Raw genomic sequence first — 14826 nt, 5'->3', positions numbered from 1 at the left:
TGTGAAAGGGAACCGCATGACCGTCATCCACACCGCTGCCCGCCAGCGGATCACCCCGGACAGCAGACCGCCGGGCTGCCCGGTTCAATCAGCTGGGATGTTCGTCATCCGTTCCGACGGCACCGCCACCTTCGACCGCCACTACCACGATTTCGACGAGTTCTGGCTCGTCGCCGCAGGAACCGGCATGGTCCAGGTCGGCGACGAGCAGCACCACATCACGGCCGGAGACATCATCTTCACCGCCGCCGGACTGGACCACGATGTGATCGCCGTCGCCGAAGAGCTGCGCGTGTTCTGGCTGTCCCTGCCACCGGCCCCAGGCGGCAGCGGCGCACACCTGCACCGCACCGAACACGACGCGATCAAACACGCAGTACGGATCGTCTCCGCAGGCGGGCCGCGATGACCGCCACCGCTCCGCTAGTCAAACTTCCGTTCCCGAAGCAGCCGAAGTACGGACCAGCCGAGCGTGCAGCCGTCTTGCAACTGCTCGACACCGGACACCTGTCGGAGACCACCCGAGGCCCGGCGACCGCCTCAATCGAGGACGCCTTCGCCGCCGTAGCCGGCACCGCCTTCGCGTTGTCGTTCAACTCCGGCACCGCCTCACTCAAGGCCGCCCTACACGCGGTCGGTGCCCGTCCCGACGCCGGCGTGCTCATGTCACCGATGACGTGGATCTCGCCGATCACCGCCGCGTTCCAGGCCGGGAGCTTCCCAGTATTCGCCGACGTCGCGGCCGAGTCGGCCAACCTCGACACATGCGCGCTCACGGAAACGGGCGACGTCAGCGCCGTGCTCGTCACGCACGCCTGGGGCCTACCCGCCGCCATGGACACACTGACCGCAGTCGCCGCAGTCCCTGTGGTCGAGGACTGCTCCCACGCACACGGGGCACGCCACGCCGGACGCCCGGTCGGCTCCTGGGGCACCGCCGGATGCTTCAGCTTGCAGGAGGCCAAGTCGGTCTCCGGCGGCGAGGGCGGCATCCTGACCACCAACGACCAGGCCGTCTACGAACGGGCGATGAGCCTCGGGCATCATCCTCACCGCCTGCAGGCCGAGCTGACCCTGCCCGAACTGGTGGCGACCGCCGACACCGGCGCGGCACACAAATACCGGATGCCTGCTCTGTCGGCCGTCATCGCCCGGCAGCAGCTGGCGAGCCTGCCACAACGCATGGCGGCCTCCGAATCAAACCTCGCGATCCTGCGTGACGTACTGCACGACCGCGCCGCCCCGATCACCGTGCCCGACCCTGGACCGGGCGGCGTCCGAGGCTGGTACGGCACCCCGCTACGGCTTCTTCAGCCCGACGCCGACGCTGAAGCGCTGCACGAAACCTTCGCCGCGCAAGGCATCCCCGTGCGGCGCATCTACCCGGACTGGCTGACCAGCCCGCTGCTGCACACTCCGGCGCTGCTGCACCGCTACTGGCCACACCTACAACACAGCCCATGGCGGCCCCCAGACCCCGGCGCGTTCCCCCACTACCGGCAAGCACGCCGCAGCACCCTCATCCTCAAGATCCCCACCGTGGCCGCCGATGACTACATGGCCCAGGTCGGCCAGGCCCTGGCCCACGTGCTGACCCACCATCCCTGACCCACCGCCCCAGGAGGTCCCCCAATGACCTACATCTGCCGCGCCGCAGTAATGCACAAGCCCGGCGAGCCCTTCCAGCTACAAGACATCCAACTCAGCGAGCCCGCGTACGGCGAAGTCCTGGTGCGTACCATGTCGGCCGGGATCTGCGGCACCGACCTGCACTTCGCCCGCGGCACCATGCCTTTCCCCGTACCCACCGTGCTGGGGCACGAGGCCGCCGGTGTTGTAGAGGCCATCGGCGCCGGAGTAAGCGGCTTCAAAGACGGCGACCGGGTGATCGTGTGTGATCAGACCTTCTGCGGACGGTGCGCGGCCTGCCTGACCGGGCGCATGGTCTACTGCACCGACCCAGGCACCAAGCAGCGCCAGAAAGCACGCATGACCATCGACGGGCGGCTCGTACGCCAGTACCTGGGTGTCTCCGCGTTCGCCGAACTGATGCTCGTCGACGAGGCCGCACTCGTGGCGATGCCCGCCGGGCTGTCCTTCGACGCCGCAGCGCTACTGGGTTGCTGCCTGACCACCGGTCTCGCGGCGGTGTTCAACGTCGCCCGCCCGGCACCGGGGTCGACAGTGGCCGTGTTCGGCTGCGGCGGGGTCGGCCTGGCTGCCATCCAGGCCGCACGGATCAGCGGCGCTGCCGAGACGATCGCCGTGGATCTGGAGCCGCACCGCAGGGAGACCGCCGCCAAGCTCGGTGCCACCGTCACCATCGATCCAGCCGACGGCGACGTCACCAAGCAAATTCTCGCGAAAGCGCCCGGCGGCGTCGACGCCGCGATCGAGGCGGTCGGCCTGGCCGAGACGGCCGGGCAGGCGTTCGCTGTGCTGCACCCTGGTGGGCAGGCCACCGTTCTGGGAATGATGCCGCCCGGTGCCGAAATTCGCCTGCCGGCAGCCCTGTTGCGGCACGGTCGCGGGATCACCGGCACCGTGATGGGATCGGTGCGCACGCGCTTCGACATCCCGCGCTACGCCGATCTGGCGATACGGGGCACCCTGCGCAGCGAGGAGATCATCACCAGCAGCAGGCCGCTGCACAACCTGAACGAGGCGATGGCCGACGCCGACGCATGCCAAGGCATCCGATCCATGATCCATTTCTAGCCTCATCCAGCGCGGACCCGGTAGCGCCCTCCAGCCCCGCTCCGGAAGATCGAGCACATCGCCCTGCAAGTAGCGCGAGGGTCAGGGTCGCGCCGCGAAGGCGTCGCGAACCTGACCCCGGTTTGCCGTCCACCAGTGCAGGAACGCCTCACCGGAGAAGAAGAGGTGGTCACAGGAGCGGTCGCCTCGGTCGTAGTGGAAGACCAGCTGCCAGAAGTCCGAGGCCCGCTTCCACCATAGGCGGTCCACCGCGTCGGCCAGTTCGGCGTCGCTGATCGCGACCACGGCACGGTACCCGGCGACGAACGCGGCCACCAGCTCCAGATCCAACTCGCCCGCCTCACCGCCAAACTGCAGGGTGGCGGTCCGGGCGATCTCCTCGCCGAACGGGCGAACCCTGATCCGATCCCAGTCGATCACTCCGGCCACCGCCCCATCACGCCAGATGATGTTGCGATGCTGAAGATCGCCATGGGTGTATCCGGCAGGGCCAGCCGGGCGACCGGTGGCCGGGCGCAGGTGCCCATACTCCGCGATGAGCGCCTTGCGCCGCCGCAGCAGCTCGACCGTCTGGACGTCGAACGGTGTAGCCGAAGCGAACGCGTCGATGGCGCGTAGATATCGGTCAGCCTCGGCCACCGCCTCGCCGGGCGTTGTCACCGTGGCCGTGACGGCACCGGCGGCCGGCAGCCACCTCCGCAGGCCCGGATCGTTGAGCTCGCGGTGCAGCCTGCCAACCACACCGCCAAGGTGATGTGCTTGACCGGCCGACAATCCGGTACCCGCAATGTGCTCGCCCTCCAGCCAGCCGAACAGACTGTAAGCGCGGTCATCCACCTCGGCGACGACATCGCCGCCGAGGGTCCGTACCGGCGGACACGCCGGTACCCCAGCCGCAGCGAGCGCCGCAGCGACGCTCAGATTGCGTCGCACGGTCGACACGGGCGCGTCCAACAGCAGCTTCAGCGCAAACTCGCCACCGGCTGTCCGCAGCTGCCAGTTGCGGTTCATCAACCCATCGGGCAGATATCGAACCTCCTCGACCTCGCCGAGCCGGTACATGTCGGCCAGTAACGGCAGGTCTTGGGCAGCCAGGTCGAGAGCGGCGACCTCGGCAAGCACGGAAGCTGTCACAGGGACGTACGCTACCGAATCCGCCGGACAGCCCCGGGAAGGCGCGGCCGCAGCTCAGGTACCGAGGGCAGCCAGCGGTGCTCGTAGGAGCACTCCCTCAATGAGATTCCATGAAGCGCGCCCGCCTGTGGCCGTGGTCGGACCGCACCCCAAGACCAGACCCACGTCGAAGCCGATCCTCCCCGGGCAGGTCTTCATCTCGCCGTTGCTGACCCCCTCAGCGCCGGATGCGAAAGAGTTCGGCCAGAGCCCGAAGCACGGCCGGCAGCTTGTCCGCGTCCACCCTGAACAGGGCGACCAACGCGACTACGAGGCGGGGCACGACGAAGGTCAAGGCGACAATGACCAGTACCCAGGGCCCAGCGGAAAGATACGATTCGAGCGCGGACACGGCGAGGTAACCCCCTTCGGGGCCAAGTCTCGCGGCGGCCAAGGCGCGCGAGCCAGATTCGCCGATCCCGGTCAGGCAATAAAGTTCTGCTCCAAAAGTACCATATGGCGGCGGCTACTCTGTCACCCGCGCCCACGTCGGCGCGCCCAGCGGGACAGCGAGGATACGACCCATCTGGGGCATGAGGAGGAGCCCTGCTCGACACCGTCGGCATGTCGCTACGGCAGACTGGACGAGATCCCCTAGCTCACGGGGCAGTGGAACAGCTCGCGCAGGTATGCGTTCCGGAGTGACTGGACCGTCGCTGCTCTGCCCCGGACGATTTACCGGGCCGCGACCAGCCGGCGTCCATAGCCACCGGCGTCCGTCCACACCGACATACACCACGGCGATCGTGCGGTGCGACTGGCAGCGGTCACAGATGATCCGTTTCTCCTTGCGATAGGCAGCCGGATTGGCCTTGATCGCTTCGGCTTGCTGTTCGAAGGCGTCCATTATTCAAATGCCTCGTCCATTATATGCAGGTATCTCACCATTAAATTCAGCTCTTCCGGCACGGGCACTGTTTGGACCACCGCGCCGCTGCCAAGAAGTCAAGCTTTCTGAGCGATGTCGTACCAACATGATACAACTCGCCCATGACTCACCCTGAAGGCCTTCCATCCAGCGTCGCCAGCATCGCCGAGTACCTCGCCATGATGGCCAAGGGCTACGACAACCACTTGAAGTGGAACGAACAGGCCATGTTCAAGGCAGACCTCATGAACGCCCGTGACCGGTGGCGTGGGGTGGCACCTGAAGCCTTCGCGGCGAAGCTACGCCAAGAAGGCGTACGCGAGGAGGACATCCTCGAACTTGTCGACTGGCTCAAGAAGGCTCAGGCTGGTCGGCGCCTTGTCCCGGAGCGCGCATACCGAGATCACATCTTCAGCCCACTGCCTGAAGCCCGAACCGGTAGGCCAGGGCGACACAGTCGGGATTGGTGACGCTCAAGAATGTTGGCCTCGGCTGGTCTGTGGCTCAATGCGGCGCGGGATCGAGAGGTCAACCATCGGCACGTAGCCAGGCGCGAAGGCGAACTATGGTCCCGTCCTGCAGTTGGCCCGTGTCGCAGTGACTGCGGTCGCGCGATTCGCTGAGCCGGTTCAGGACGGCGATCGGCCCACTACCCCACGTACTCATGCCGAGCGTCGTTCAGCAGTGGCTCGCGCCACGAACCGCCTGGGTGTCAAGCTGTGGAGATGGAGCTTGCCGCTGCCGGACGAACCACCGGTGCCCGCCGTGGCTGACGTTGACCAGTCACGGGGAGCTGCCGGGCGTCGGCGGAGGTTGGCAGAGCGGTTGGCGTGGGAGTTGGCGCATCCGAACCCCGAGCCTCCGCGTGATGGGCTGAGTGATTTCGTGGCGGCTGCGGCGGTGCGGGTCCGGTGGGCTTCCGCTGTTGACGCTCAGGTTGCCTTCGACCAAGCGCCGCGTGTGATCGCCCTCGGCGGTGAGTTTGGTCGTGTCGCTGGGCGTGGCGGGGTGGTCCTGTACGTGCATTGCTTCGAGGGAGGGGTGGACGACTGGAGCATGGTCGTTCCGTGGGAGCCGTTCGCCGGGCCGGTGTTGGTGTGCGTGGACGACTTGGAAGATCACTGTATGTGGATCTCCGAGGATGATGCGCCAGCGCGGGAGGCTCTGTCGCTGTTGCGCACCGGGATCGAGTTGGCGTTCGGCACCAGGGCGGCGCTGACGGCCGACGGCGGCCTGCCTCCGGATTGACCTGGCGGGCACGGTGGCGTCTATCTCCGCTCGGGCGGGTCGTGCCGAACGGCCGGACGGGTGGGTGTGGGCTCGGTGAGGTCGTGTCGGCCGAGAAGTCTGGCGATGGTAGTGGCGGCGCGGGAGCGTTGTTTGGAGGCGCTGGGTTCGCTGAGGTGCAGGTCGGTGGCGACGTGGCGCAGGGTTTCGCCGTTGAGGTAGGTGCGGCGGATCAGGGTGGCCTGGGTGTCGCTGATCGTCTGCCCGCCGGAGTGGGTGACGAGGCGGTTCAGGACGTCGTGGACGGTCTCCTGGTTGGCGTCGTTGAGGTGGGCGTCGTGTTCGGGGTTGCCGTGCTCGGAGTGGGGGATGCGGCCGTCGGGTAGCGCGTCGAGGTCGTAGGTGGGTGGTGGGTGTTGTCGTTTGCGTCCGCTGGCGTGGGTGTAGGCGGCGTCGGTGAGTCGGGGGAAGAGGTTAGGGGTGGTCAGGTCGAGGCGGTGTAGGGCGAACAGGAACTCGATGGCGAGGGTGTAGTGGACCTGGGCGGCCGGGCCGGGGGCGAGGTAGGCGGTGAGTTTGTTGGCCTGGGCGCGGAGTTTTGGGTAGGCGACGCCGAGCGAGTAGAGGTTCCAGTCGCCGCGGTGGGCGCGGGCGGTTTCGGCGAGGCACCGCCAGGCTCGGTCCCGGATGGGGCCGGGGGCGCGCATGACGTAGAGGCGGAAGTCGACCATGGGTAGCGGGGTCGGTGGTGTGTCCGGGTCGATGACGTTGCTGGGGAGGGTCAGGGTGATGCGGGTGCGGGCCTGGGCTTCGATCTGGCCGAGGACGGTGAGGTCTGCCCGTCGTCGTGGTGGTCCCAGTCCGGCGTTGGGCAGTGGGGTCGGCTGGTGCGGGGCGGGCACGGCGGATCCCTGTCAGCGAGACCGGTTGCCGGTACGGCGCGATGATCGCATCCCGTTGACCCCGTCCTTCGCTGCTCACCACCGGAGCGGACTGTGGCTCCTGACCGTGATGACGAGCCTACGTGCGAGGTGCCGGATGGATGTCACTGCTCAGCGGCCCGTTCTGCTGCCAGCTGTCGGGTGGAGGGCAGTTTGGAGCGTGGATCGCTTAGCGCTTCCTGTCGGTTGCCCTCGGTAGTGTGCTGGTGTGTCTGCATTGACGTATGAGGTGAAGGACCGGCAGAGCCCGGTGGCGGCGTGGCTGGGTGCCACGTTTCCTCAGTACAAGGAGATCCAGTCGGAGTTCCGCGTCGCGGCCGGCGTCCAGCAGGTGCTGATGCCGGCTGGGGTGGTGCCGGGTACGCAGGGTGCGGCGATCGATTTCTGGCTGCGGATGCTCGTGGATCCGCTGCCGTCGATCGCGCTGCCACTGGTGGGGCTGTTGTCGGGGCGGGCGCCGTGCCTGCGGGCGGGCAGGGAGTTGCTTCGCGAGCTCGCGGCCGGGGAATCTCCCCGCAAGACGGCGAACGGTGCGGTCGAGTTGCGGATGCGTCCGGCCGGGTTCGCCGATCGTGGTGACGAGTGGTGGGCGCGGGTCTGTTACGCCTTGGCGCTGCTGGTGGAGTTGTACCGGGCGGTGTCGGTGGAGCACTCCCGGCTGATGCGCCTGGACGAGTCCAGTTGCGCGGCGGATCTACTCGCGTTGGCCAACGAGGTGGAGGTGGCCGACCTGGTCGCGATGCGGGATCTGGCGGTTGAGCGGCTGCTGCCAGGGTTGCCGGCCGGGCCCGTGACGACCGGTATGACGTTCGACGGCAGTGCCGACCTCGCTGGCGACGCGGACCTGATCGCCGGTGGGATGTTGGTCGATTTCAAAGCTGGTCAGGGTGGCAAGCCCCGCGCGGACGGCACTCGGGCGGCGTCGCTGGCGCGGACGGACCTGGACCAGTTGCTCGGGTACGCGTTGCTGGATTACTCGGACCGGTATGGCCTGCACACGGTCGGGGTGTACGCGGTGCGGTTCGGCTACCTTGCGGCGTGGCCCCTCGCCGAGCTGGGTCAGCGGATGGCTGGGCGGCCGGTCGACCTTGCGGCCCTGCGGGCGGAGTTCGCGGGGGTGCTGCGGGACCAGTTGCCGCCCTACCAGAGCCGGCGCGGCTGGTAGGGCGCTGCCTGACGCGCGGGTCCGGCCCGCCGACTTTGGTAGGGCGGCGGGCCGGACCTGGTGCCGTCGCTAGTCCTCGACTATGAAGGCGTGGCCGCCACGGTGCTTGGCGTAGCGGTTGCAGTGCCATCCGGTCGGGCTCTGCGCCTGGCAGCATTCGGGGTGGCTGGTCCACCGGTAGGTGCTCTGCAGCTCGTCGTACTTGCTGCGGTGGTGCCAGGCCAGCCAGTGCCCCTGGTAGGGCTCGCCGTTGTGGCCGCCATCGCCCTCGACGAACATCTCGCACTCGCCCGGGTGACCGGCGGCGAGTTCGCACGCGGCGACCTTCACACCGGGGAAGTTGTGCTGGTCAGGGTAGTCGGTGTCCAGGTAGACACCGTACTTGCCGTTGAGGTCTTTGATCGAGATCCGGACGTACGACTCGCACCTGGCGTGAAAGTCCACGCTGGTCAAATCAGCTCCTCACGATCGACTGCCCGCATGGAACGCGGCTGCGCGATAGGCCAGCGCAATAGCACCGATGGTCTATTCCCGTCAAGGGGCAGATTTTCGGGATGTGAAAGAGCGGGATGCCGGGCGGGTCAGCGGGGCCCGGTCCGGGCTGGACCGTCATGCACCACGGACAGCAGATGGCCAGGGCCGCAGCGTCCCGCAGTGAACTCCCTGACCACTAGCCGGCCGCCCTGATCGCCCGACGAGCGGCGATCAATCTACGCGAAGGCCCGCTCGCCGCTGACAACAGCGAGACGGCGCATCGCACCTACGCGCGCGGGTGGCCAAGATTTTTCTCGCGCGGACGGAAAGTTCGACCGCCCACGCTTCCCCTCTATAGGTAGAGGACCTCGGTCATCCCCTGTTGCCGACAGTCCGCGCGTACCGGGATGAAGCCGACGGATGGCGTCTCAGGTTGAAGCGCTGTGGCCTGCGGTTTTCCAATCGGCGGCCCGGATTTGTAATCCCTTGGTGAAGGGGTAGCTCGTCCTCGGCCCGCGCCTCGCGCCGGGGCTGTTGTCTACCCAACAGACACCCACCACCCGCCCAACACCCGATCCCGCTGCGGCGGTGGCAGTGCGGGGCTGTCCAGTCCCTGACGGTGTCTGTCATCACCGACGCCTGACAGAAGTCCACCACCGACAGAGAGTGTCCGATTAGTAGTTGAACTGGATGATTCGAGGTTGAACAGCGGCCTTCGCGGGGTTCACCCCGGTCCAGGCGCTGACAGAAGGTGCCCGATCCGGGTGTCGGTCCGTGCCCGACGCGGTGCGGCTGTCAGGGGTTGCGGACTGCTCTCAACCCGATCCGCAACCCAACACGGCTTGAACCCGCAGGTCAACCCCGCTTCGCCCATCCTTCATGGACCGGCGACTGACATAGATGTCAACTCTTCCCCCAGGGATGCGCTTATCAGCGCGACATCGAAAGGAAAGCTGATGTCCTCCGGAACCACCCTACGGCTGCGGGCCTCCGGCGGTCCCAGCGAACAACTCCTGCTCCTGCTCAACGACCACCGGGTCATGACCACCGACCAACTCGCCCGCGCCACCGCCACACCGGCCCGCACAGTGCTGTACCGGCTCGAACAACTCCGCAGCGCCGGCATGGTCGACTACGACCGGCCCGGCCGCCACACCGGCAGCGCACCCCACCACTGGTGGCTCCGCCTCGCCGGAGCACGCCTGATCACCGGCACCGCCCTGACGGACGGCCGCCGACCCTCCGCCATGTTCACCGCCCACGCCGCCACCATCACCGAGGTGTGGCTCGCCCTGCGCGACAACGGCCCGCCCGCCGGACTCACCATGACCGGCTGGGCCACCGACCGGGCCGGCTGGCAGGAATGGGACGGCCCCACCTCCGCATGGGGCGGCACCACGACCAAGCGCCTCACCCCCGACGCCGTCTACGAAGCCACCCTGCCAGACGGCAGGACGACGGCGGCGTTCGTGGAGATCGACCTCGCCTCCATGACCCAAAACCAGCTCAGAGCCAAACTCGACCGTTACCGCGCCTACGCCCGCGACCAGGCGTGGCGCGGCAGGTTCCCGCACTGCCCGCCCCTGCTGCTGTTTACCACCACCGTCCACCGGGCCGTCACCTTCACCCGCAACGCCGCCAAACACCTCCGCGAAGACCACGCCCCCAGCCGCTACCGCCGACACCCTGTCACCGACTTCGACCTGATCGCCAAACACGGCCGGCTGATCGTCGCCGCGACCGGCCTCGTCCGCGACCCCGCCCGCGCCGTCACCGCCCACGCCTGGAACCTCACCGACCCCGAAGCCGCCGAAACCACGATCACCGCGATCCTCACCGAACGCGCCACCATCACCGCCGCCGCCCAACCCGCCTACCGGCGTGAACACGCCGCCGAGCTCGCCCGCCAACGCTCCCACACCCTGCACACCCTGGCCCGCCACCCACAGCAACTCGAATCGGACCTCGGCCCCGCCGCCGTCGACCTGCTGGCCTACCTGTTCGACCGCGACCACGACCCCCGCAACCCGTTCACTCCCGACCTCGACACCAGCAGCGTTCTGGCCGCGCTCGCCGACTGGTGGCGACACCACCCCGACGACCCGACCACCGCCAAGACGCTGCGCACCGCGCTCACCCGGGCACACCACACCGCCTGGAGCCATCAGGTCCACCACCTCGCCCACCTCACCGCAACTGGAGGCGACCGGCCCGCCTGGTACACCGCCGCCGCCCGCCTCGCACGACAACGTCTGCTCACCCCCACCGAACACCGCTGGCTCGACCACGCCCAGATTCGTGAGGACGCCCAAGCCGACGTCTGGCGCGACTGGCAACCCCCCAACCGCCACTACGGCACCCGGCTCACCTATCCGCAGTGGCGTGACGAAAACGTCGACCGGCGGTGGCGTGCACTGTCCTGGTGGCAACGCCACCACACCCACCGCGACACCCTCGCCGCCGCGCTCGACGACGAACACCTCACCGCCTGCGCCCGCTGCGCCCTCACCCTGCCCACCAACGACACCGGCACCTGCCCCGGCTGCCACCACCACCAACGCCTACCCCACCACCAGAGACACACGATCACCCCACTGGCAGACCTCATCACCGCACTACTCGCCCAGACAGCCACGACCCCTGACCACGGCACCACCGGAATCTCGACCGCGCCCGGTCGAGATTGATAAGCAGAGGCCATATCTTGCTCCGCAAGATGGCGGCCAATTGCCATATCTTGCTACGCGGCCGGACGGCGCGTACGCGAGATCTGGTAACCCGTACTACAACTTGCTCAACCGGCCCGGCTATTCGACGAGTGATCACCGCAACCGCGCTACGGGCACAGACCAATCAATACGGAACGGTACAGCCCGACACGAGCGGCGTACAGCACCACGACCGCGTCGTAAGGGTGCCGCCGGCCGCTCCGACAGAGGCGGGACCAGTGCCGCCGCGCTGGTAACACCCATCGCCCCGGCGGCCTGGGCGCTACCGGTAGCCCGTAGCACCAGCCGGAGGCGGTAACGCCTACGCGCACCTGGTAACACCTCGACCTTGATACCCGAAAACGAATCTGTGCACTTCATCACACCCTATTGTCCCGGCCTGTGTCGGGCTTTGTTCTCCCGTGTCGCCTCGTGCCGGAAACGGCTGTTATCGACAGCTACGGGTAGCGCGGGTGGTAACGCCACCGCGTCATTCTCAACCCATAGAAAGGCAAACCAGCGATGACCACAACGCAGCGGACCCGACAAGCGGCATTCACAGCGGAGGAAGATGGCCACAAGCCAGACGACACCTAACCCACGCCGTCGCCCACGAGGCGACCAGGGTACGCTCCACCGCGCGGTAAGGCCCGGCAGCGACCCCACCCCCGCCGATAACCCAAACGCGAACACACCCGGCCATCCGGACGCTCGGGGGACGTTACCGATGGCCCGCCACCTGCTCGACCCATCGATCGAGGACGAGATACAGGCACTTGCCCGAACCGCACCACGGATGGCTCCGGACGTGGCGATCCGGGTAGCCAGGATGCTGCGGTGGAACGAACGTAACACCACCACCACCACCGACCGGGTCGCCTGACATGCACGCCTGGGCGAGCCGCGATCCTATCCATGCATGGTCCCCCTGCGGCTCGCCCGGTGTGCCCGCTCGCTGAGCGGCACGAGCGCCTCCACCCTCGCTCCCTCGGCTGCCACTACCGCCTCGGCCAGACCGGTGTGCGTTGACCGGGTGGAGATGGAGTCTCAGCTGGCAGCCGATGCGATCGTCTGGTCAACCCGACGGCACACCTCGACGATCCGAGCTGCGTTGAGTTGAGTTGGCGGGCAGTTGGGGCGGTGCCTCGTCATGGAAGGGCGTGACGAGGCACCGCCGTTGCCGCTGCCCGCGCGGCCGGGTCAGTCGCCTGGACTGTCGGCTAGCCCCAGTACGCCATTGCCTGCCGGCCGAGGGACTGTTGGCCGGTGGTGTTGGCGTGGCAGCCGTCCGAGACCTCGTTGCTGCGCAGGCGGAACGTCCCGGGGTAGATCACGTTCTGCGTGGCGTCGGCGGCTGCTTGGCGGGCGAGGCTGTCGGTCAACTCGGGGCCGCCGTTGCCGGCGAGGAAGCAGGTCTGGCCGGGGTCGTAGAGCGGCTGGCCGGAGATGTAGATGGTCGCGCCAGGGGCGGCGTGCTGGCGGGCGTTGGTGATGAGCTGCCGTACCTCGTTGTAGGTCGCTCCATTTTGGGCGAAGATGCAGATCTGCACCCACACTGCGGTCGGTCGGCCGTACTGGGCGGCCTGCCGGTCGAAGGCCTGCCAGGAGCTGGAGTTGGTGTTGGTCCAGGACTGCACGACGGCGCCGCCGGTGCCGTAGGGGCCCCACATGCGTTGTCCGCCGATGGCGACGTAGCCCTGGGCGACGTTTTCAGCCATCGAGCAGCCGATGAAGCCCATCGAGCGGGCCGGTTGCGGGCCGGTCGTCGGGCTGGTCGTGGGTCCGGGGGTGGGGCTGAGGCTCGGGCTCGGTGACGGCCCGGCCGTGGGGCTGATGGTCGGTGACGGTTGGGTGGTGCCGTTGCAGGTGGTCCCGTTGAGCGCGAAGTTGGTGGGTGCCGGGTTGCTGCCGTTCCATGAGCCGTTGAAGCCGAGGCTCGTGCTGGCGTTGGTGGGAAGGTTGCCGTTGTAGCTGACGTTGCGGGCGGTCACCTGTGAGCCGCTCTGGCTGATGGTGGAGTTCCAGGCCTGGGTCACCTGCTGGCCGGCGCTGAACGACCAGGTCAACGTCCAGCTGCTGAGTGGGTCGCCGATGTTGGTGATGGCGACGTTTCCGGTGAAGCCGCCGGGCCATTGTGAGCTGACCGAGTAGGCGACTCGGCAACCAGGTGCGGCGGCGGCCGGGGCCGCCACGACCGTGCTGACTGCGGCGCTGACCGCCACGGACATGGCGACCGCGACGAACAGGCGGATCCCTGCTCTGCGGGGATGCGAATGCACCGTTGTCCTCCCGATGATCATCGTGGGATGGATGACTGTCGATATGATGATGTGACAGACTCATGTCGTCGGTCAACCGTTCTGTCGAATGAGGTGCCACGGCAGGTGGCACGGCAGGTGGTGACAAGGCCGGCAATACAATCGCCGGATGCGAGCTGACCTCGGGCACGGACGGGCGGCCGGGCCCCGATCCGAGCATGGCTGAGCCTGGCGGGGGCAGCGCGGCGTCGAGCCCGTACGGCAGTGCGTCCCGGGAACGGTTCGTGCTCTCCCGCCGGTACGCCGCCGGCACCGGCGGGGTCCGCGGTCTACTGATCACCGTGCTGGGCGACTACCTGCGTCCGACCCGACGACCCGCGCCGACGTCAGCCTTCATCGACGCATTCGGTCGCCTCGGGGTCGCGGAGCCAGCCTGCCGGCAGGCCCTGGTCCGCGCATCGGCCGATGGTTGGCTGATCTCGCGCCGCGACGGCCGGTACACCTGGTGGCGTCTCAGCCCCGCCTTCGAGCACTTCCTCGACATCGGTGCCGGCCGGATCCTCGGGTTCACCGGAGCCCAGCCTGGCTGGGACCGCCGGTGGCTGCTCCTACTGGCCCGCCTCCCTGAGAGGGACCGCGCGGTGCGGCACCTGCTGCACACCCGGCTCGGCTGGCTCGGTTTCGGCCGGCCCGCACCCGGCGCCTGGGTCAGCACCCATACCGGGCGGGTCAAGGAGGTCGAGTTCCTGCTGCGCGAGGTGGGAGCGTACGAGCGGGCGCAGCTGTTCCTCTCCGAGCACCTCGGCGGCGGTGACCTGCCAAGCCTGGTCCGTCAGGCGTGGGACCTCGACGAGCTCGAACGGGCCTACCAGGAGTTCATCGACGAGTTCACCAGCCCGCCATCGGATGACCCGATCGTGCGCTTCACCCGCCTGGTGCACGCCTGGCGCCGACTACCGCTGATCGACCCGGTGCTACCGGCAGAACTCCTGCCCGACCCGTGGATCGGTGAACCTGCCGTGCGGTTGTTCCACGATCAGCACACCAGATGGGAACCTGCGGCCATCCGCGAATGGGAACGGATCAGCCAGGAGGCGTCGTAGCGCGAGTGACGTCGAGCTCGACACGGCCCTCTACCACTACCTACCGAAGTCCTGGTGCGGCGATCCCAGACGCCGTGCCGAGGTCGGTGTTCCCCAGCAGGTGCGATTCGCGACGAAACCGCAGCTGGCGTCCCGGATGATCGCGAGCGCGGCATTGAGATCGGCACCGAATGGAAGGACTTCGATCAAAT

Annotated in this window: 14 protein-coding genes and 1 pseudogene; 10 read left to right on the top strand and 5 right to left on the bottom strand. The window is 67.9% G+C overall.

Going from position 1 to position 14826, the window contains the following annotated elements; genetic code table 11:
• Positions 1 to 16: 16 nt before the first annotated feature.
• Genes O7623_RS22945 through O7623_RS22935 form a run of 3 tightly spaced genes read left to right on the top strand, consistent with a single transcriptional unit; the run spans position 17 to position 2718 of the window.
• On the top strand, positions 17 to 409 hold the full coding sequence (locus O7623_RS22945) for an AraC family ligand binding domain-containing protein (RefSeq protein ID WP_282225073.1): 393 nt from the start codon (positions 17 to 19) through the stop codon (positions 407 to 409).
• Positions 406 to 1608 carry a DegT/DnrJ/EryC1/StrS family aminotransferase gene (locus tag O7623_RS22940; RefSeq protein ID WP_282225072.1) on the top strand — a complete coding sequence of 401 codons (1203 nt, stop codon included), beginning with the start codon at positions 406 to 408 and terminating at the stop codon, positions 1606 to 1608. Before O7623_RS22945 ends, O7623_RS22940 begins: the two co-directional genes overlap by 4 nt.
• Before the next feature lie 24 nt (positions 1609 to 1632).
• Positions 1633 to 2718 (top strand): zinc-binding dehydrogenase, encoded by a 1086-nt coding sequence (locus O7623_RS22935; protein ID WP_282225071.1) that lies wholly within the window; start codon positions 1633 to 1635, stop codon positions 2716 to 2718.
• Positions 2719 to 2799: 81 nt separating this feature from the next.
• Here O7623_RS22935 and O7623_RS22930 read toward each other — a convergent pair whose 3' ends face one another.
• Both O7623_RS22930 and O7623_RS22925 read right to left on the bottom strand, forming a co-directional pair.
• Positions 2800 to 3852 (bottom strand): phosphotransferase, encoded by a 1053-nt coding sequence (locus O7623_RS22930; protein ID WP_282225070.1) that lies wholly within the window; start codon positions 3850 to 3852, stop codon positions 2800 to 2802.
• Between the two features lie 217 nt (positions 3853 to 4069).
• Positions 4070 to 4243, bottom strand: a complete 174-nt coding sequence (locus O7623_RS22925; RefSeq protein ID WP_158632279.1) for a hypothetical protein — start codon at positions 4241 to 4243, stop codon at positions 4070 to 4072.
• 638 nt (positions 4244 to 4881) lie between these two features.
• Here O7623_RS22925 and O7623_RS22920 point away from each other — a divergent pair.
• On the top strand, positions 4882 to 5229 hold the full coding sequence (locus O7623_RS22920) for a hypothetical protein (RefSeq protein ID WP_282225069.1): 348 nt from the start codon (positions 4882 to 4884) through the stop codon (positions 5227 to 5229).
• 355 nt (positions 5230 to 5584) lie between these two features.
• Positions 5585 to 6007: a hypothetical protein gene (locus O7623_RS22915; protein ID WP_282225068.1), complete on the top strand. Its 423-nt coding sequence runs from the start codon at positions 5585 to 5587 to the stop codon at positions 6005 to 6007.
• A 20-nt stretch (positions 6008 to 6027) separates the two neighbouring features.
• Here O7623_RS22915 and O7623_RS22910 read toward each other — a convergent pair whose 3' ends face one another.
• Positions 6028 to 6888: a hypothetical protein gene (locus O7623_RS22910; RefSeq protein ID WP_282225067.1), complete on the bottom strand. Its 861-nt coding sequence runs from the start codon at positions 6886 to 6888 to the stop codon at positions 6028 to 6030.
• A gap of 247 nt (positions 6889 to 7135) precedes the next feature.
• Here O7623_RS22910 and O7623_RS22905 point away from each other — a divergent pair, with 247 nt between their 5' ends.
• Positions 7136 to 8092, top strand: a complete 957-nt coding sequence (locus O7623_RS22905; protein ID WP_282225066.1) for a hypothetical protein — start codon at positions 7136 to 7138, stop codon at positions 8090 to 8092.
• Positions 8093 to 8161: 69 nt separating this feature from the next.
• Here O7623_RS22905 and O7623_RS22900 read toward each other — a convergent pair whose 3' ends face one another.
• Complete coding sequence (locus O7623_RS22900) at positions 8162 to 8545, bottom strand: hypothetical protein (protein WP_282225065.1); 384 nt, start codon at positions 8543 to 8545, stop codon at positions 8162 to 8164.
• A gap of 977 nt (positions 8546 to 9522) precedes the next feature.
• On the opposite strand from O7623_RS22900, the gene O7623_RS22895 reads away from it, so the two are divergent.
• Positions 9523 to 11253 (top strand): replication-relaxation family protein, encoded by a 1731-nt coding sequence (locus O7623_RS22895; RefSeq protein WP_282225064.1) that lies wholly within the window; start codon positions 9523 to 9525, stop codon positions 11251 to 11253.
• Positions 11254 to 12001: 748 nt separating this feature from the next.
• Positions 12002 to 12157 carry a hypothetical protein gene (locus tag O7623_RS22890; RefSeq protein WP_282225063.1) on the top strand — a complete coding sequence of 52 codons (156 nt, stop codon included), beginning with the start codon at positions 12002 to 12004 and terminating at the stop codon, positions 12155 to 12157.
• A 337-nt stretch (positions 12158 to 12494) separates the two neighbouring features.
• Here the strand turns inward: O7623_RS22890 and O7623_RS31385 are convergent, their stop codons facing one another.
• On the bottom strand, positions 12495 to 13553 hold the full coding sequence (locus O7623_RS31385; protein WP_348775104.1) for a cellulose-binding domain-containing protein: 1059 nt from the start codon (positions 13551 to 13553) through the stop codon (positions 12495 to 12497).
• A gap of 197 nt (positions 13554 to 13750) precedes the next feature.
• Here O7623_RS31385 and O7623_RS22880 point away from each other — a divergent pair, with 197 nt between their 5' ends.
• Both O7623_RS22880 and O7623_RS22875 read left to right on the top strand, forming a co-directional pair.
• A complete protein-coding gene (locus O7623_RS22880; protein WP_282225062.1) occupies positions 13751 to 14635 on the top strand; it encodes a PaaX family transcriptional regulator C-terminal domain-containing protein in 885 nt (294 codons plus the stop codon).
• Positions 14636 to 14651: 16 nt separating this feature from the next.
• Positions 14652 to 14777 (top strand): annotated as a pseudogene (locus tag O7623_RS22875) (transposase); the annotation flags it as partial.
• Between the last annotated feature and the right edge of the window lie 49 nt (positions 14778 to 14826).

The organism is Solwaraspora sp. WMMD791 (assembly GCF_029581195.1).
Taxonomy (GTDB): domain Bacteria; phylum Actinomycetota; class Actinomycetes; order Mycobacteriales; family Micromonosporaceae; genus Micromonospora_E.
This window is presented reverse-complemented; position numbering and strand designations above follow the sequence as displayed.